The 18,612-nt window shown below is 63.7% G+C and carries 17 protein-coding genes; 12 read left to right on the forward strand and 5 right to left on the reverse strand.

What is annotated here, in order from left to right; translation table 11 throughout:
* The first annotated feature begins 779 nt into the window (after positions 1-779).
* Positions 780-2,216, forward strand: a complete 1,437-nt coding sequence (locus tag D618_RS0112380) for a hypothetical protein (protein WP_152414707.1) — start codon at positions 780-782, stop codon at positions 2,214-2,216.
* A gap of 30 nt (positions 2,217-2,246) precedes the next feature.
* Here D618_RS0112380 and D618_RS0112385 read toward each other — a convergent pair whose 3' ends face one another.
* Entirely contained in the window at positions 2,247-3,311 is a 1,065-nt protein-coding gene (locus tag D618_RS0112385) for a succinylglutamate desuccinylase/aspartoacylase family protein (protein WP_017671841.1), read from the reverse strand.
* 304 nt (positions 3,312-3,615) lie between these two features.
* Here D618_RS0112385 and rpsM point away from each other — a divergent pair, with 304 nt between their 5' ends.
* The 5 genes from rpsM to D618_RS0112410 all read left to right on the forward strand — a co-directional run bounded on the left by rpsM (position 3,616) and on the right by D618_RS0112410 (position 8,384).
* Entirely contained in the window at positions 3,616-3,984 is a 369-nt protein-coding gene (rpsM, locus tag D618_RS0112390; protein WP_017671842.1) for a 30S ribosomal protein S13, read from the forward strand.
* A 74-nt stretch (positions 3,985-4,058) separates the two neighbouring features.
* Positions 4,059-4,448, forward strand: coding sequence for a 30S ribosomal protein S11 (gene rpsK, locus D618_RS0112395; RefSeq protein ID WP_017671843.1), 390 nt, complete (start codon positions 4,059-4,061; stop codon positions 4,446-4,448).
* 113 nt (positions 4,449-4,561) lie between these two features.
* Positions 4,562-5,614: a DNA-directed RNA polymerase subunit alpha gene (locus D618_RS0112400; protein ID WP_017671844.1), complete on the forward strand. Its 1,053-nt coding sequence runs from the start codon at positions 4,562-4,564 to the stop codon at positions 5,612-5,614.
* 119 nt (positions 5,615-5,733) lie between these two features.
* Positions 5,734-6,156 carry a 50S ribosomal protein L17 gene (rplQ, locus tag D618_RS0112405; protein WP_017671845.1) on the forward strand — a complete coding sequence of 141 codons (423 nt, stop codon included), beginning with the start codon at positions 5,734-5,736 and terminating at the stop codon, positions 6,154-6,156.
* Between the two features lie 95 nt (positions 6,157-6,251).
* Positions 6,252-8,384: a prolyl oligopeptidase family serine peptidase gene (locus D618_RS0112410; RefSeq protein WP_017671846.1), complete on the forward strand. Its 2,133-nt coding sequence runs from the start codon at positions 6,252-6,254 to the stop codon at positions 8,382-8,384.
* Between the two features lie 52 nt (positions 8,385-8,436).
* On the opposite strand, the gene D618_RS18315 is transcribed toward D618_RS0112410, so the two are convergent.
* Positions 8,437-8,703: a hypothetical protein gene (locus D618_RS18315; RefSeq protein WP_017671847.1), complete on the reverse strand. Its 267-nt coding sequence runs from the start codon at positions 8,701-8,703 to the stop codon at positions 8,437-8,439.
* Positions 8,704-8,706: 3 nt separating this feature from the next.
* Here D618_RS18315 and D618_RS18320 point away from each other — a divergent pair, with 3 nt between their 5' ends.
* The 5 genes from D618_RS18320 to D618_RS0112440 all read left to right on the forward strand — a co-directional run bounded on the left by D618_RS18320 (position 8,707) and on the right by D618_RS0112440 (position 13,764).
* The gene (locus D618_RS18320) at positions 8,707-10,227 is read left to right on the forward strand and encodes a M28 family peptidase (RefSeq protein WP_017671848.1); all 1,521 of its coding nucleotides are present in this window, start codon (positions 8,707-8,709) and stop codon (positions 10,225-10,227) included.
* 65 nt (positions 10,228-10,292) lie between these two features.
* Positions 10,293-11,750: an IMP dehydrogenase gene (gene guaB, locus D618_RS0112425; RefSeq protein WP_017671849.1), complete on the forward strand. Its 1,458-nt coding sequence runs from the start codon at positions 10,293-10,295 to the stop codon at positions 11,748-11,750.
* Between the two features lie 6 nt (positions 11,751-11,756).
* Positions 11,757-11,999, forward strand: a complete 243-nt coding sequence (locus D618_RS0112430) for a hypothetical protein (protein WP_017671850.1) — start codon at positions 11,757-11,759, stop codon at positions 11,997-11,999.
* A complete protein-coding gene (locus tag D618_RS0112435; RefSeq protein WP_017671851.1) occupies positions 11,996-13,222 on the forward strand; it encodes an RsmB/NOP family class I SAM-dependent RNA methyltransferase in 1,227 nt (408 codons plus the stop codon). Before D618_RS0112430 ends, D618_RS0112435 begins: the two co-directional genes overlap by 4 nt.
* 29 nt (positions 13,223-13,251) lie before the next feature.
* Complete coding sequence (locus D618_RS0112440) at positions 13,252-13,764, forward strand: tetratricopeptide repeat protein (RefSeq protein ID WP_026091628.1); 513 nt, start codon at positions 13,252-13,254, stop codon at positions 13,762-13,764.
* Positions 13,765-13,983: 219 nt separating this feature from the next.
* Here the strand turns inward: D618_RS0112440 and D618_RS0112445 are convergent, their stop codons facing one another.
* From D618_RS0112445 to sseA, 3 genes are all read right to left on the reverse strand, one after another.
* Positions 13,984-15,309: a mechanosensitive ion channel domain-containing protein gene (locus tag D618_RS0112445; protein WP_017671853.1), complete on the reverse strand. Its 1,326-nt coding sequence runs from the start codon at positions 15,307-15,309 to the stop codon at positions 13,984-13,986.
* Positions 15,306-16,538 (reverse strand): cystathionine beta-lyase, encoded by a 1,233-nt coding sequence (gene metC, locus D618_RS0112450; protein WP_017671854.1) that lies wholly within the window; start codon positions 16,536-16,538, stop codon positions 15,306-15,308. The genes D618_RS0112445 and metC overlap by 4 nt, the downstream gene beginning before the upstream one ends.
* 165 nt (positions 16,539-16,703) lie before the next feature.
* Positions 16,704-17,540: a 3-mercaptopyruvate sulfurtransferase gene (gene sseA / locus D618_RS0112455; RefSeq protein ID WP_017671855.1), complete on the reverse strand. Its 837-nt coding sequence runs from the start codon at positions 17,538-17,540 to the stop codon at positions 16,704-16,706.
* A gap of 270 nt (positions 17,541-17,810) precedes the next feature.
* Between sseA and surE the strand changes: the two genes are divergently transcribed.
* A complete protein-coding gene (gene surE, locus D618_RS0112460) occupies positions 17,811-18,581 on the forward strand; it encodes a 5'/3'-nucleotidase SurE (RefSeq protein WP_017671856.1) in 771 nt (256 codons plus the stop codon).
* The last annotated feature ends 31 nt before the right edge of the window (positions 18,582-18,612 follow it).

The following is an 18,612-nucleotide window of genomic DNA, read 5'->3' on the forward strand; positions in this document are numbered from 1 at the left end:
TCGCACCCAAAATCCTCCCCCAGCTGGCTGGGGCCAGTCTCGCACCCAAAATCCTCTCCCAGCTCGCTGGGGGAGGGGGGCCATTCACGCAGTGAATGGTGGAGGGGCAGCGGGATCGTACCTCGTCAAATCGTTTCACTATCCCGCCGCCCCTCCACCCCTGACCTTCGGCCAGCGGTCCCCCTCCCCGAGACAAGCTCGGGGAGGATTTTGAAGGCCTGACGCACCCACCCCCGCTCAGCCCGAACGAAGTCGAAGGCCCCGCGCCAACGTCCGCGATATTGTTGGATTCCCGCACACAGCTCCACGCCACGCAGCAAGAGAACGCAAGGTGGCGGGCCGGGGCGATCCGGCTGGGCCGGATGGCGGGCGGCGGTGTGCAGCGGATGATTGGGTCAAGGCCTCAGTCCGCCAAGGGCCGGTTGCGCCTTTCCATCTGGTGCTTGCGGTGGCCCCCGGCGCGATGCCGGTTTGCGCGGTGAGGAAGGCGTCTTGACCCGCGCGGCTGACCGTCTGCCTGCCTGGTTCGGCTCCCGACGGATCCCGGCTCTCGCGAAAGCCCCCCGCCAACCCCAACCCGCCACCCCCGGTAAAACGGAGGCCTGTGCCGTGGTTCCGCACCGGGCAGATTGGTACGGCGACGGAGTGGTTTGTAACCTATTTGGTTAAAATAGTCAATCTTGATTGCTGGGTCTTGTGGTTTAGACGATCCATTTAGCACGCGCTACCCCAAGACATGACTCCACTTGCGTTTTCCTGCGACAAATTGCAGGCTTGGCGTGATGTATTTTAACCCACATGAGAACGTTGCATCCATCGAGATCGTTAACGCACTTGGAGATGTCCAAAGCGTGTCAGCGGTAATCCATCAAGACCCCCACTACTTGCATGCAAATCGCATTTCTCTGTTTGGCACTCGCGAACTTGAAATTGAACTTCTTGGATTTAGCAAAGGCGGAGTCGTTCACTGGCGTTACCATGTGCGCCCTGACTGGAAGATCAGCGATGATCCTGGTCATGATTATATCCAACGTGGCACCGGTATACTGCGGTCAACTGGAATGACGTATGGTGTGATGATTGCTGACGATTCAATTCAACCTATCGCCGAGATTGAAGTTATTGAAGCTACTAACGAACTTCGGTTCAACGAAATTAATGACCTCAAGGCAGAATTCTGGTTTTTGCAGAGGCCTAAAGATGGCTGGAACATTTACCGGCGGTCACGGGGGAAACACGAACCTGCTAAGCTCCTAGGCTCTTGGACAAAAGTCGCATCATTGGGGTTGCGCTTCCGGCTGTTACGCATTTCCAGCTACCGTGATGATGAACGTATTACGCAAGAACGCGAGCGAATTGACTTACCAGGCGTTGAGATAAGGCCAATAGAAAGCTTAGAAGAGCCAGAATTCTTCAAATCGGTTGAAAGCATGTGGCTCAGCTTTCGCATTTTGTTAGCTTTTCGCCATAGGCAGTACATTAACACACTTGCTGAGTTTAAGGATAGTGCTTCGAAGCGTGAAGCGAATTGGCAAGCTGTTCGGCTGGAGCCACGTTATAGGCGTCGATCAGACGAGGCTTATGACCCTCCCTTTCGTGGAAAAATTGAGCAATACCTTGCCAAGGGTGCGGCGCGATTGGGTGTTATCGAACAGCAGCGCGAACTACTGCATGCTGCCGCTATTGGTTACGCTACCTCCTACACCGCACCCATTATGGAGAGTAGCTTAACGGCCTGCGTCGAAGGAATCGAGCGGTTGGTGGAAGCGTTTGAGCAGGAACGTCAGCTAACGCGAGAGTGCATTGCGAAAAAACGCTGGCGATACTTGGGCAGTGCGGTGCGCGAAGCGGCTCGTAGCATTGATGCCTCACCTGAAGAGCATCAGGCCGTCAATCGCGCACTTTCTGACGTACCCAAGCTTCGCCTTCTCGAACGGATTGATCGCATGGTGCAAGGGCTCCCGCGCAATCGACGGGGTGGTCTTTTGGAACTTATGGGAGGCGCTGAGGGCATGATTGTGATGCGTAACCAAATAGTTCACGGTCGACTGATCGCGGACTACCAGAGGCTAGACATCGAGCGCACCCGAGCGCAAGGCTTGTTCGAGTTACTTTGGCTCGGCTATCTGGGTAACGGAGACCTTCAAGATTCAGGTTGGGCGAGATACCAAGTCCGTTGCTACGCTTCAGAGCAACGGACGCCAGTCGTGGATTGATCTGTCAGTCCCCCCCCCGCCCCAACCCCCTCAAATCAACTCATCCTCATCCAGCAGCCGGTCGTTCAACAGCGCTTCGGTAATCTGATCCACCCGTTGCTCGACATCGCCGAACCGCATCACCTCGGCGATGTGCACCAAAGCGTCGCCCTGGTTGACCACGGGCAGGACGGCGTGGCCGATGATCATGCCGTCGATGGGGGCACGGAAGTCCTGGGCGTCGTCGCCGAAGATGCCCGCGACGCGGCCGATGATGTCGCCTTTCTTCACCGCGTCGCCCGAGGTGCGCTGCAGCACGCACAGGCCGCCGCGCGGGGCGCGGACCCAGATCGATCGGCGGGAGCGGGCAGGGATGGTGACCTGCGTCGCCTCGGGGTGCGGCTGGATCATGCCCAGATGTGCCATCACGTTGAGCACGCCGTTGACGCCGCAGCGCACCGACAACTCGTCGAAGCGCAGCGCCTCGCCCGCCTCCATCAGCAGCATGTCGACGCCTTCGCCGCGCGCGATGTCGCGCAAGCTGCCGGGGCGGAGCGGGCTCTCGATCACTGCATGCGCGCCGAACAGCATCGCGAGCTCGCGCAACTTGTCGTTATCGGGCGCGATGCGGATCTGCGGCAGGTTGTAGCGGTGGACCGCGGCGGAGTGGATGTCGATGCCCAATGAACAGTGGCAGATCACCTCTTTCAGGAACTTGTTGGCGAGTTGCCCTGCAAGCGAGCCCTTGGCGCTGCCGGGGAACGAGCGGTTGAGGTCGCGCCGGTCGGGCAGGTAGCGACTGTGCGCCTGGAAGCCGAAGATGTTGACCACGGGCAGGAACAGCACCGTGCCCGCCATGCTGGCCGCATCGAGCTTGGCGAGCAGCCGCTGGATCACCGCAGTGCCGATGATCTCGTCGCCATGGATCGCGGCGGAGACGAAGATGCAGGGGCCCGGGCGCGCGCCGTGCAATACGCGGACATGGAGGCTGGCGGGCAGGCCGGTCGCGGTGTTGCTGACCGGGATGGCGACGGTGGCCGAGACGCCCGGATCGATCACGACCCCTGCGAGCGTGAACGTTCTCGCGGCGGCTGTGTCAGTCGTGTCGTCGGTCATACGGCCCCCCTGGCCCCTGATCGAACCGCGTCTGGCTTGCGCGGGGGGCCGGGCAGGAGTATGATCTTTGCCAGCGCAGCCACGCAATCGTTAAATATTGTGCGGCCCGTCTGGTTTGTCTTGTCCCGCGCTTGACAGTGTGGGCGACTCCGCTTATGCGCGGCATTCATTTTCATCAAGCGGCTTACCAACAGGCCTACGCATCATCCCATGCGAAGGCCTGTATTTTGCGCTTTATGGCCGTGAAGCTATGAGATGGGGTTGCGGCATTGGCCCGCGCCCTGTGGAGCAGGAGAAGTATTAAGTGGCACGTATCGCCGGGGTCAACATCCCCACCAACAAGCGCGTTATCATCGCGCTGACCTACATTCATGGAATCGGGCGCACCAAGGCGCTGGAAATCGCCGACAAGCTGGGCATCGACCACACGCGTCGCGTTCAGGACCTGAGCGATGCAGAAGTCCTGCAGATCCGCGAAGCCATTGATGCCGACCACACCGTGGAAGGTGATCTTCGTCGCCAGACCGCGATGAACATCAAGCGTCTGATGGATCTGGCCTGCTATCGCGGCCTGCGTCATCGCAAGGGCCTTCCGGTCCGTGGCCAGCGCACGCACACCAATGCGCGCACCCGCAAGGGCAAGGCCAAGCCGATCGCCGGCAAGAAGAAGTAAGGACGACGGGGCGCGTCATGCGTCCCGCCCTTGTATTCTTTTTCAGCAATCCCTTTATTCCAGGATAACGAATTATGGCACGCGAACCGCAAAGGCTCAAAAAGCGCGAGCGCAAGAACATCTCGTCTGGCGTTGCTCACGTCAACGCCAGCTTCAACAACACCATGATCACCATCACCGATGCTCAGGGCAACACGATCAGCTGGTCGTCTGCCGGCATGATGGGCTTCAAGGGCAGCCGCAAGTCGACCCCGTATGCTGCGCAGGTTTGTGCAGAAGACGCGGGCAAGAAGGCTGCCGAACATGGCGTCCGCACGCTGGAAGTCGAAGTCAAGGGCCCGGGTTCGGGTCGTGAATCGGCTCTTCGTGCCCTGCAGGCGGTGGGCTTTACCATCACCTCGATCCGCGATGTGACGCCGATCCCCCATAACGGGGTTCGTCCGTCCAAGCGGCGTCGCGTCTGACACCCAGGCTGTTCACTACGGGGATGGCGGACGCGCCATTCCAAGAAATTTCCGGCCAGGGCTCCCAAGCGCATTGTACAGCGTCGCCCTCGCCCAACACTCAGGGGAAGTCTATGACTGTCAACATCAAGAACTGGCAGGAACTGAAGAAGCCGAACGGTCTTGAGGTCAAGAGCGGCGGCGATCCCAAGCGCAAGGCAACCTTTGTTGCAGAACCGCTGGAGCGTGGCTTTGGCCTGACGCTGGGCAATGCCCTGCGCCGGGTGCTGCTGTCGTCGCTTCAGGGCGCGGCCATCACCTCGATCAAGATCGAGAACGCATTGCACGAGTTTTCCTCGCTCGCTGGCGTGCGTGAAGATGTCACCGACATCGTCCTCAACGTGAAGCAGATCGCGCTGAAGATGGAAGGCGAAGGCCCCAAGCGCCTCCAGCTTTCGGCAACCGGCCCCGCTCAGGTGAAGGCTGGCGATATCGCTGTTTCGGGCGACATCGAAGTGATGAACAAGGATCTCGTGATCTGTCATCTCGATGACGGCGCGACGCTGAACATCGAACTGACTTGCGACACCGGCAAGGGCTATGTCCCTGCCGTGGCCAACCGTCCGATCGATGCGCCGATCGGCCTGATCCCGGTGGACTCGCTGTTCTCGCCGATCCGTCAGGTGTCGTACAAGGTGGAAAACACCCGCGTCGGCCAGGAACTGGACTATGACCGTCTGTCGCTGACCATCGAAACCGATGGCACCGTGACTCCTGAAGATGCCGTCGCTTATTCGGCGCGCATCCTGCAGGACCAGTTGCAGCTGTTCGTCCACTTCGAAGACAGCATGACCACCAGCACCCCGGGTGCGGTGAGCCAGGCTGCTCCGGATGAAGGCGATGCCAACCAGATCAACCGCTACCTCCTCAAGAAGGTGGACGAGCTGGAACTGTCGGTGCGCAGCGCCAACTGCCTCAAGAACGACAACATCATCTATATCGGCGATCTGGTCCAGAAGACCGAAGCCGAGATGCTGCGGACTCCCAATTTCGGTCGCAAGTCGCTGAACGAAATCAAGGAAGTTCTCTCCAGCATGGGCCTTCGCCTCGGCATGGACATCCCCGGATGGCCGCCCGAGAACATCGAGGAAATGGCCAAGAAGCTCGAGCAGGAACTGCTGGGCTAAAGTTCAATCCTCCCCCAGCTTGCTGGGGGAGGATTTCAAGATCGGCATCGGCGGTGGCCGTCAACATCGCCAGGACCGGGGTACCTTGAACGGCCCCCTTACGAACGGAGTACTGAACAATGCGTCACGGAATTGGCAAGCGCAAGCTGCAGCGGACAAGCTCGCACCGTATCGCGATGCTGCGCAACATGGCAGCCTCGCTGATCAAGCACGAGCAGATCACCACCACTCTGCCCAAGGCGCGCGAACTGCGTCCTTATGTCGAAAAGCTGATCACGCTGGCCAAGCGCGGCGGTCTTTCGAACCGTCGTCTGGCGATGGCTCGCCTGATGGACGACGCCCAGCTGGTCAAGCTGTTCGACACGCTCGCGACCCGTTATGCGGACCGTGAAGGTGGTTACACCCGCGTGCTCAAGGCCGGTTTCCGCGCTTCGGACGCCGCCCCGATGGGCATCATCGAACTGGTCGACCGCGACACCAGCGCCAAGGGCAAGGATTCGGGCCCAGTGATGGTTGAAGAAGACGAGTACGAAGGCGCGTAACAGTATCATCCGATACCGGATTGCCAGACAGGCCGCGAATGTGCACATTCGCGGCCTGTTTTCGTTTGTCCAATCAACATTTTAAAGGATCGCCCATGCGCAACTGCGCCCGTCTTGCCGCTCTGCTGGGAACCGTCGCCATGACCCTGTCCGTGCCCGCTTCCGCCAAGGACGCACCCTTGTCCTATCCGGTGACCGAAACGGTCGACACCGTCGAAGAGCAGTTCGGCGTGAAGGTGGCCGACCCCTATCGCTGGCTGGAAAATGACGTGCGCGTCGACCCCAAGGTCGCCGCCTGGGTCGAGGCGCAGAACAAGGTGACCGACGCGTTCCTCGAGACGCTGCCGGGCCGCGCCGCGCTCGCCAGCCGCATGCGGGCGCTGTACGATTATGCGCGCACCGGCGTGCCCGATGTCGCGGGTGGACGCTATTTCTTCACGCGCAACTCCGGCCTGCAGAACCAGGCGGTGCTGTATGTCCGCGACGGCCAGGACGGCGCCGAGCGGGTGCTGATCGACCCCAATGTCTGGGCGAAGGATGGCGCGACTGCGCTCGATGCGTGGGAGCCCAGCGAGGACGGCACGAAGCTGATCTACTCGATCCAGGACGGCGGCAGCGACTGGCGCACCGTGCGGGTGCTCGATGTTGCGACCGGCAAGGTGCTGGAAGACGAGGTGAAATGGGTCAAGTTCTCCGCGCTGGAATGGGACAAGGCAGGCAAGGGCTTCTATTACTCGCGCTTCCCCGAGCCGGACAAGGCGGGCGAGTTCCAGTCGCTCAACACCAATCAGGAAATCCGCTACCACGCGCTGGGCACGCCGCAGGCCAGCGATCCGCTGATCTACGCCACGCCTGACGAGCCGGAGCTCAACCACAGCGCGCAGGTGTCGGACGATGGCAGCTTCCTGCTGGTCACCTCGTCATCGGGCACCGATGAACGCTATCGCCTGACGATGATCGGCCTGACCGGCAGCAAGGCGCAGCGCGTCATCGTGCCCGAGCTCAAGAACGACTGGCAGATGGTCGGCATGGCCCAGGACCGCATCTATTTCGTCACCAACAAGGGTGCGCCGCGGCTCAAGGTCGTCGCGATGGCGATCGATGGCGACGAGACCAGCATCCAGACCGTGGTGCCCGAAAGCGAGGCCGTGATCGATGGTGCCTCGGTGATCGGCGGCAAGCTGGTGGTCAACTATCTGCAGGACGCGCACGATGTCGTGAAGCTGTTCGATCTGGCCGGCAAGCCGATCGGCGATCTGCCGCTGCCCGGCATCGGGTCGGTCGGCGGATTCCGGGGCGATCTGGATTCGAAGGAAACCTTCTTCTCCTATTCCAGCTTCAACCGCCCGACGACGATCTATCGCTATGACCTGACCTCGGGCGCGGTGACGCCCTGGGCCGAGCCGAAGCTGGCGTTCAACCCGGACGACTACAAGGTCGAGCAGCGCTTCTTCACCAGCAAGGATGGCACCAAGGTGCCGATGTTCATCGTGCGCAAGGCTTCGGTCACCGGTCCTGCGCCGACGCTGCTTTACGGCTATGGCGGCTTCAACATCTCGCTCACCCCCGGATTCTCGCCGACGCGGCTTGCGTGGCTGGAACAGGGCGGGGTGTTCGTCCAGGCGAACATTCGCGGCGGCGGCGAATATGGCAAGGCGTGGCACGATGCCGGGCGGCTCGCCAACAAGCAGAACGTGTTCGACGATTTCATCGCGGCGGGCGAGTTCCTGATCAAGGAAGGCGTCACCGGCAAGGACCAGCTCGCCATCCAGGGCGGATCGAACGGCGGTCTGCTGGTCGGTGCGGTGGTCAACCAGCGGCCCGACCTGTTCGCTGCGGCCAATGCGGCAGTCGGCGTGATGGACATGCTGCGCTTCGATCGCTTCACCGCCGGGCGCTATTGGGTCGATGATTATGGCTATCCCAACAAGGAAGCCGACTTCAGAACCTTGCTGACCTATTCGCCCTATCATACTATCCGCAAAGCCGATTATCCCGCGATCATGGTATCGACCGCCGATACCGACGACCGCGTGGTGCCGGGCCACAGCTTCAAGTACACCGCGCGTCTGCAGGCGACCGAGGCCGGCGACAAGCCGCACCTCATCCGCATCGAAACGCGCGCAGGGCATGGATCGGGCAAGCCGACCGACAAGATCATCGAGGAATCCTCGGACATCTATGCCTTTCTCGCGCACTTCACGGGGCTGAAGATCGCGGGCGAATAATCAGGCCGAGAAACGGGAAGGGGGGGCGGTCGTTCGCGACCGCCCTTTCCGCTCATGACGGGGGCAGGCGCCTTTTGCCCTTCAACCTGCTGGTCAGGTGATAGCGGCCGCAGCGGTCGCAGGCATAGGCGCGCAGATCGATGCTCGCAGCCAGCGCTGCCGCCAGCGCCTCGGCCTCGCTGGCGAAGCGTTGCTTGCGCTGGCAGACGGAGAGCCGGGTGCGGGGCATTTTTGCAACAGCATTCCTGATTTCGGCATCGCGCGATGCCATGCGCTTTGCGCTCTCTTGCACCAGCGGCGCGCTTTGCGCCATGACCATGCAATGACACACCCCTTCCGGGCTCGCGCCTTCACCACCCTGGCCGTTGCGGCCTCGACCCTTTGCTTCGCAGCGCAGGCGCAGGACAAGCCCGCGCCGATCAGCGTCGACGAGGTGCGCAGCCACATCGCCATCCTCGCGAGCGACGCGTTCGAAGGCCGCGGACCTGGTACGGCAGGCGAGACCAGGACGCTCGATTATCTGGCGAAGACCTGGGCAAGCTATGGCCTGATATCGGGGACCAACGATGCCGCGCATCCGTGGTTTCAGCCGGTGCCTCTGGTCGAGCGCAAACCCTATGCGCAGGCGGTGCACGCGACCGTGCGCGGCAAGCTGCTCAAGCTCGCCGAGGATGGCGTGCTGCTGTCCGGGCGCAACCCCACCGACCGCGCGACCGGAGAGCCGTTGTTCGTCGGCTATGGTGTTGGTGCCGATGGCAAGCTGAACGCCGATGTGCAGGGCCGCATCGTGCTGATGCTGTCGGCCGAACCGAAATTCGAGGGCGCGGCCAAGCTGCCGACGTCGCGCGAGCGCCAGAAGATGCTGGCAGAGGCAGGTGCCGCCGCCGTGCTGGTCACTGCGCCCGAAGCCGCGCCCTGGGGGGCGCTGCGCAACCAGCTCGCCAATGGGTCAATGCGCCTGGCGAGCGATGATATCGGCGCACCGATCACCGGCGTTTTGCGCGCCGACGTGACAGAGGCGATGCTGCGCACCGTGCGCCTGTCGCCCGCTGATGCCATGGCCAAGGCGGGCCAATCCGGTTTCGCCGCGATGCCGCTGCCGGTGGCGCTCGATCTGGCGACCAGCACATCCGTCCGCAGTTTCGAGAGCCACAATGTCATCGGCAAGATCCCCGGTGCCAAGCCCGGATCGGGCGCTGTGGTGCTGCTGGGCCATTGGGACCATCTGGGCATCTGCCGCAGCGAGGAGGCCGAGGATCGCATCTGCAATGGCGCGGTCGACAACGCCAGCGGCATGGCCGTGCTGCTGACCGTCGCCGAGCGATTGGGGCGGGGCGCGCCGATGGACCGCGATGTCTATTTCATGGGCACCACGGCCGAAGAGCGCGGCCTGCTGGGCGCCTATCATTTTGCCGACAAGCCCGTGGTTCCGCTCGAGCAGATCGTGGTCGCGCTGAATGTCGATACCGTCGCGATCGCTCCTGCTGGCGCTCCGGTGGCTTTGGTCGGGCGCGGCGAGAACGGGCTCGACGAAATCGTCGATAAAATCGCGCGCGACATGGGCCGCGCGGTCGATGCCGATACCGAGGCCAATGCCTTCATCCGCCGTCAGGACGGCTGGGCTTTGGGGGCCAAGGGCGTCAAATCGATCATGGCGGGCGGCTCGTTCAGCGACATGAAGCTGCTGCAGGCGTTCCTCACCACCGTCTATCACCAGCCCGACGACGAGCTGACCGATGCGACGGAGCTGGGCGGTGCGGCGGATGATGCCAATCTGCATGTCAATCTGGCACGCCATTTTGCCGACGAAGCGAAATATAAGCCCGCAACCACTGGCGATTGACGCGCAGCTTGGTTACATGGGCCGCCACCAGAAACCAGATTCGGATCAAGAAAGTGGCATCGCGCATGGACATCCCCCTCGGCCTTACCTTTGATGATGTTCTGCTGCGCCCCGCCGCGTCGGAAATCGTGCCTAGCCAGGCGGACACCACCACCCAGCTGACCAAATCGATCCGCCTCAACATCCCGGTGCTGTCGTCGGCGATGGACACCGTGACCGAGGCGAGCATGGCGATCGTCATGGCGCAGCTGGGCGGCATCGGCGTGCTCCACCGCAACCTCAGCATCGAGGAACAGATTGCGGCGGTGCGTCAGGTGAAGCGCTTCGAAAGCGGCATGGTGGTGAACCCCATCACCATCACCCCCGATGCGCCGCTGGCCGAAGCCCAGGCGCTGATGCGGCTGCACTCGATCTCGGGAATCCCGGTGGTCGAGGCGTCGGGCAAGCTCGCCGGCATCCTCACCAACCGCGACGTGCGCTTTGCCGAAAACCCGATGCAGCCGGTGCGCGAGCTGATGACCTCGGAGAATCTTGCGACCGTGCCTGCCGATGTCGGGCAGGAGGACGCGCGCCGTCTGCTGCACCAGCGCCGGATCGAAAAGCTGCTGGTGGTCGACGCCAACTATCACTGCATCGGTCTGATCACGGTCAAGGATATCGAAAAGGCGGTAATGCACCCCGATGCCACCAAGGACGCAGCGGGCCGTCTGCGCGTCGCGGCGGCTTCGACCGTCGGCGAGGCCGGGCTGGAGCGCAGCAAGGCGCTGATCGATGCCGAATGCGACGTCATCGTGGTCGATACCGCGCATGGCCACTCCAAGATGGTCGCGGTCGCGGTCGAAGCGATCAAGAAATATTCGAACCACGTCCAGGTCATTGCAGGCAATGTCGCCACCGCAGCCGCCACGCGCGCGCTGATCGATGCAGGCGCGGACGGCATCAAGGTGGGCATTGGCCCCGGTTCGATCTGCACCACGCGCATCGTCGCGGGCGTCGGCGTGCCGCAGCTGACCGCGATCATGGACTCGGCCGAAGAGGCGGACAAGTCGGGCATCCCGGTGATCGCCGATGGCGGGCTGCGCACCTCGGGCGATGCCGCCAAGGCTCTGGCTGCGGGTGCATCGACGATCATGATCGGATCGATGCTGGCGGGCACCGAAGAGGCTCCGGGCGAGACGTTCCTGTATCAGGGCCGCGCCTACAAGAGCTATCGCGGCATGGGCAGCGTCGGCGCGATGGCGCGCGGCAGCGCCGACCGCTATTTCCAGCAGGACATCAAGGACCAGCTCAAGCTCGTCCCCGAAGGCATCGAGGGCCAGGTTCCGTTCAAGGGACCGGCGCGCGATGTTGTCCACCAGCTGGTCGGTGGCATCAAGGCGGCGATGGGCTATACCGGATCGCCGACGATCGACGCGCTGCGCCGCAATGCCGAATTCGTGCGGATCACCAATGCGGGCCTGCGCGAAAGCCATGTCCATGATGTGTCGATCACCCGCGAGGCCCCGAACTATCCGACCCGTTGACAGCTGATGATCGAGCTGGTCCCCTATATGCTGATGCTGGCCTGGGCATCGCCCGGCGAGCCTGGACGGATCCAGATCGAGCGGGTGGCCCAGGTGTTTGCCAGCCAGGCCGATTGCGAAAAGGCGGCGGCGGTGCATGTCGCAGCGGCGCGGCGCGAGGGCGTGACGCACAGGTGCATGGCCATTCCGGCGCGCGATGAATTCGACCGGCTGTTTGCCGAACTGGATGCGCGCGAGGCCCGCAAGTGACGCCCTCGGCGCGGGTGCAGGCGGCGATCGACCTGCTCGATGCGATCCTCAACGCAGCGCGCGGGCAGGGGGCGAGCGCGGATACGCTGGCGCGCAATTTCTTCCGCGAACGGCGCTATATGGGCTCGGGCGACCGGCGCGCGGTGCGCGATCTGGCCTATCGCGCGGTGCGCCGCTTCGGTGAAATTCCCGCAAGCGGACGCGCCGCGATGGCGGGGCTGGCGCGCGAGGATGCGGTGCTGGCGGCGCAGTTCGATGGCTCGCAATACGGCCCGGCGTTGCTCGGCGATAACGAGCCCATGGCCAGCGGCGGGGTGATCCCCAGCTGGATCGAGGCCTTGCTGCCTGCCTTGTTCGACGCCGACGAGAAAACTGCGCTGCTCGACCGCGCCGCGCTCGACCTGCGTTACGATCCATCGCGCACCGATCGGGCGGCGCTGGCGGCGGTCTGGCCCGATATCGAGTTCAGCGATGTGTTGTCCCGCGCCGCACGGCTGCCCAATGGCACCGCCATCGAGGACACGCCGCTGTGGCAGCAGGGCGCGATCGATGTGCAGGACTGGGGCAGCCAGGCGATCGTTCAGGCGTGTCTTGGCGACCATGATCCGGCGCTGGTGATCGACCTGTGCGCAGGCGCGGGCGGCAAGACGCTGGCGCTCTCGGCGATGCTGCCCGAGGCGCGGATCATCGCATCGGACACCAGCCGCGACCGGCTTGCAGCGATGGAGCCACGGCGCAGGCGCGCGGGTGCGGATCGCATCGAGACGCTGCTGCTCAACCCGAAGCGCGAATGGGACAGCCTCGCCGCGTTCGAGGGCCAGGCCGATATCGTGTTGGTCGATGCACCATGCAGCGGATCGGGCACCTGGCGGCGCAACCCCGAAACCCGCTGGCGGCTGACACCCGAACGGCTGGAGCGGCTGGTGGGCGAGCAGGCGCGGCTCGTCGAGATCGCGATGCGGCTGGTGCGCCCGGGCGGCGCGCTCGTCTATGCGGTCTGCTCGCTGCTCCCCGACGAGGGGCCACGGCAGATCGCGCGTGCCTTGTGCAACCAGCCGGGCTGGCATATATCGCTGAAGGATATGAACATTGGCCGCCTGATCGGGGCCGATGGCGGGCTGTGCGATGCGCCGCAGGGCGCTGGCGATGCCGCCGGAAGGCTCCTGACGCCGCATCACGACGGCACCGACGGCTTTTTCTTCACAAGAGCTTGCCGGTCATGATAGCCTTGCGGTCAGCCTGGGAGAATATGATGCGTTTCGCGCCTGCCGCCATTGCCTTGTCACTCGCTCTTGCCACCGTTTCGAGCACCGGAATCGGCCAGCCCATCCGCTATGCCGTCGATCCGGCCTCACAGGCGCTGATGGACGAGGGGGCAAGGGTGCAGACCGCAGGCGACCTGGATCAGGCCACCGGCCTGTTCGAGGCAGCGTTGGCGGTCGATCCGGGCAACCGCGCCGCGTATATCGCGCTGGCACAGGTGGCGAGCGCGCAAGGCCTGCCGGGCAAGGCGATCCGCTTCTATCGCGAGGCACTGCGGCTTGACCCCAATGACGTTGCGGCGCTGGCCGGACAGGGCGAGGCGATGGTCCAGCGCGGTGCGGTGGAAAAGGCGCGGCGCAACCTGGTCCGCATCGAATCGCTCTGCACCACCGGCTGCACCGAAGCCGGCCGCCTGCTCGCCGCGATCGACAAGGCCGCCGCCAAGCCGGTGCTGTCCGCCGAAGCGGTCGCCTCGACGCCGACGGTGACCGAGCAGCCTTGATCGCCTTGCGCTGGGTCTTTGCACCCTACGCCCGCTCCGCCTGAGCCTGTCGAAGGCCCCGCGCCTGACGTTCCCGATGATCTAAACCGTCACCCTGAACTCGTTTCAGGGCCCATTTCTCCCCACGCGGCTTCGATGCTTGGGGCACGATGGGTCCTGAAACGAGTTCAGGATGACGTGAGTATTGTGGCGGGGGGCGGTGCGCAGCCTTCGACAGGCTCAGGCTGAGCGGAGCGGAGCGTCACCTTCTGGAGCAGCCACAGCCGGCCCCATCCCCGGCATTTCCTTGATATACAAGTCCCGCTGCGGGAACGGGATCTCGATGTCGTGTTCCTTGAACAATACCCACACGCGCATCAGCACGTCGCCGCGGATGTTGCCCATGCCGCCTTCGGGATCGCCGATCCACGCGCGGATTTCCCAGTTGACGGAATTGTCGCCGAACTCGGTCATCCAGATGCGCGGGGCGGGTTCTTTCAGCACGCGCGGGGTCTCGTCGACCGCCCGGTAGAGCAGCTCCTGCACCAGCTGCATGTCGCTGCCATAGCCGACCCCGATGGGGATGCGCATCCGCACGTTGCGGTCGGAGTACGACCAGTTCTCGACCGGATGGGTCATCAGGTCCTCGTTGGGGATCAGATGCTCCTTGCCATCGCGGGTGATGACCGAAACCGCGCGCACGCCGATCTTGTTCACCCAGCCGAAGCTGTCCTGCACCGCGATGACATCGCCCGGCTTGATCGAGCGGTCGAGCAGCAGGATGATGCCCGCGAACAGGTTGCCGATCGTCTTCTGCAGCCCGAAGCCGATCGCGAGGCCGAACGCGCCCGAGAAGAAGCTGAGCGCGGTGAGGTCGATCCCCAACGTATCGATGCCGATGAAGAAGGCCAGGACGATGACGCCGACGCTGGCGATCTTCTGCCCGAGCAGCTTCTGCGTCGGGTCGAGCCCGTCGCTGCTGCCGATGATGTGCCCGGCGATGCGGTTGACCACGCGCGCGGCGGTGTAGAGCACCAGGATGGTGATCGCGATGGTGACCACGAGCAGCAACGAAAATCGCTTTTCGCCCAAGTTGAAGCCCACCCGGTCCATCGCAGTGGTGATCGGATCGAGCCCGCCGAACATGCTCGCCAGGATCGAGATGAGCGTGGCGAGGCCCAGGAACGTGCCCAGCCAATCGGGCATGCGCACGCCGCGCACCAGATCGTTGACGAACAAAGCCAGCGCAATCGCCAGCGTGATCCCGAAGATGACCGAGGCGATCAGGCTCCACTCGTAGAGGTTGAGCGCCATGCCGATCAGCATCGCGGTGGTGAAGCGCCGCACCATGTCGCGAATGCGGCGGCGCGCGAGCTGGCTTTCATGGCCCGCGCGGCGTTCCCAGATCGCGGCGAGACGCAGATAGGTGAGGCGGCTGACGCTCCAGCCGATCAGCAAGGCAGCCGTCGCGATCAGCGCGGCGATGACGCCTTCGACATATTGCAGGTCGTCGGGGCGGTCGATCCAGCCCCATCGCATCAGAAGTCCCGAGATCGCTGCGTTCATGCGTGCATCGTAAACGCCGCCAGCCCCTTGGCAAGGTCCGCGATAAGATCATCGGGGTCTTCCAGCCCGATATGCAGCCGCACCGCGTACGGATTGGCATCGCCTTGCGGCGGCCAGGGCGTCACGCTGCGGCAGCGTGCGGGGTCGATCGGGATCGCGAGGCTCTCGAAACCGCCCCAGCTATAACCGATGCCGAACAGATCGAGCGTGTCGACCAAGGCCGCGCGCGCCGCGTCCGATCCGCCGTTGAGCACGAAGGAAAACAGCCCACTCGATCCGGTGAAATCGCGCTGCCACACATCTTGGCCGGGGCAGGTGGGAAGCGCCGGATGCAGCACCCGCGCGACCTGAGGCTGCTCCGCCAGCCAGTGCGCAACCTTCAAAGCCGAGGCCTGATGCTGGCGCAGCCGTACATCGAGCGTGCGCAGGCCGCGCAGCGCCAGCCAGGCATCATCGGGCGAGACGACGTGACCCAGTCCCTGCGCGGTTTGGCGCAGCCGGGGATAGAAGCCTTCCGTGGTGGTGACCGACCCCAGCATGACGTCCGAATGGCCGACGATATATTTGGTGCACGCCAGGATGCTCATGTCCGCACCCAGGGCGAGCGCGGGCAGGAAATGGCCGGTCGCCCAGGTGTTGTCGATCAGCAGCGCGATGTCCGGGTTGGCCGCGCGCGCCGCCTGGCAGATCGCGGGCACGTCCTGCACCTCGAAGGTCAGGCTGCCGGGGCTTTCCATCAGGATGGCGCGGGTGCGTTCGCAGATGAGCGCGGAAATACCGGCGCCTATCAGCGGATCGTAATAGCGCGTCTCAATGCCGAAGCGTTTGAGGAAGCCATCGGCAAAGCCGCGCGACGGGTCATAGGCGCTATCGGTCATCAGCAGCACATCGCCCGGCGACAGCACGCTGAGCAGCGCGCCGGTGATCGCTGCAACACCCGAAGGGTAGAGCATGGTCCCGTACCCTCCCGGTTCGAGCGCGGTCAGCGCCTCGGCCAGCGCCCATTGCGTCGGCGATCCGCGCCGACCATAGAAAAAGCGCCCATCCTCATTGGTTTGCGGGCCAGACTTGAGAGCAGCTGTATCGGGGTATAGGTGCGTGCTTGCGCGCCAGACAGGTGGATTGACCACGGCGCCGGGCTGGTCCGCCGTTCCCGTCCACTCGGCGCGCCTGCCACCGGTGATGATCCGGGTGGCGGGCGATTGCGGGCTGCGGGGGGGCTTGGCCATGGTTCAACTCCGCCATCTCCCCTTGCGGGAGAGGGCAACGAGACTTGGACCGCAAAGCGGGCCTAGTCGCAGTGGGAGAGGGGCTAGCCCTCTCCAACGTCGCCTAGGCAGCAAGCTGCCAAGGCTTTGGTATCCTCTCCCGTAAAGGGAGAGGATGATTTGAGGTCAGCCCATCGCCTTGGGGGTGTCGGAATCGGCGCCCCATTCGGCCCAGCTGCCATCGTACAGCGCCACATCGGTCTTGCCGAGCAGATGCGCGCCGAAGGCGACGACGCTGGCAGTCATGCCGGAGCCGCAGGTGGTGACGATCGGCTGTTCGATGTCGACGCCGGCGGCCTGAAACGCCGCCTTGAGGTCAGCGCCGGTCTTCCAGGTGCCATCGGCGTTGAACAGGCTGGAGTGCGGCAGGTTGACGGCACCGGGAATGTGGCCCGCAGCGATGCCGGGGCGCGGATCTTCTTCGGCACCGGTGAAGCGTGCAGCGGGACGTGCATCGACGACCTGTTCGGCCTTGCTGTGCAGGTTGCCCAGCATGTCGGCCTTGGTGCGGACGTTCTTCTTGTCTTCCCACACGGTGAAGTGGCGGTGACGCAGCGTTTCCTTGCCGGTCTTGATCGGGCGACCTTCGGCCTTCCACTTGGCGATGCCGCCATCGAGAATGGCGACCGCGTGCGCGCCGAACATGGTCAGCATGAACCAGGCGCGGGCCGAGGACTTCAGCGGGCTGTCATCGTACAGCACGATGCGGCTGCCATCGCCCAGGCCCAGCGACTGCATGCGGCTGGCGAACTTTTCGGCAGGGGGCAGGGTGTTTTCGACCGCAGAATTGCTGTCGACCAGCTCTTCCAGATCCATGAACACGGCGCCGGGGATGTGGCCGGCCTCATATTCGGCCAGCGCATTGCGGCCGGTGTCGGCCAGAAACTTGCTCGCATCGACGATGCGAAGATCGGAGGCGCCCATCTCATTGGCGAGCCACTCGGTTGAAACCAGCGAATCCATCTTGGTGTGTCTCCCTACTGCGATTACGCGCCCGTGTTATTGGCGTTTTTCCCGGCTTTTTAGACGTGAAACCCGGCTGGTTGCTCAGCCGGGGTGCCATGATTTTGTTGCGCTGCACCATCAACATTATCCTGTCACGGCGGGCGCGTCGAGTCGCAACGGGAAGCCCGGTCCAGTTTTTTCACCTATGTTGCAATGATGTGCAGGCGGCGGTGGCATGGCCCGGAGGTTCGCGGTACCAAGCACGGCAATGACACTGAAAGGAACTCCATGCGCATCCTGCTGACCAACGACGATGGCGTTCATGCGCCGGGGCTGGCGGTTCTCGCCGATATTGCGCGGGCCATTTCGGACGATGTCTGGATCGTCGCGCCCACAGAAGAGCAATCGGGCGCGGGACATTCGCTCACCATCACCCGGCCGCTGCGGATCCACCAGCATGGCGACAAGCACTATTCGGTCACCGGAACGCCGACCGACGCGGTGATGATGGCGGTGGCGCGGCTGATGAAGGAGACGCCGCCCGATCTCATCCTGTCAGGCGTCAACCGGGGCGCGAACCTGGCCGAGGATGTGACTTATTCGGGCACCGTGTCGGCTGCGATGGAAGGGGCGCTGGCCGGGGTGCCGTCGATCGCGCTGAGCCAGGTCTATGCGCGCGAAGGGGCAGGGCTTGATGTCTCGTTCGATGCCGCCGCCCATTGGGGCGAGCAGGTGGTGCGCAAGATCATCGGCCAGCCGATGCCGCGCCGCACATTGGTCAATGTCAATTTTCCCGCCCGGTCCGCAGACAGCGTGCGCGGCGTGCGCGTGGTTGCACAGGGGTTCCGCGATTACGGGCGGTTGAAGATCGTCACCAACACCGATCCGCGCGGGTTCGAATATCACTGGTTCGGGCTGGGCCAGGCGGAACAGACCCCGGCGCACAGCACCGATCTGGAAGCGGTGGCCGATGGCTATATCGCGGTGACGCCGCTGCATCTGGACCTGACGCACCATCAATCGGTCGCGTCGCTCGCAGCCACATTCGATCAGGCGTGAGCGGGCCGGAGGGCAGTAGGGCGGTGTAAAT

Origin of the sequence: Blastomonas sp. AAP53 (genome assembly GCF_000331245.1) — a bacterium.
GTDB lineage: Bacteria > Pseudomonadota > Alphaproteobacteria > Sphingomonadales > Sphingomonadaceae > Blastomonas.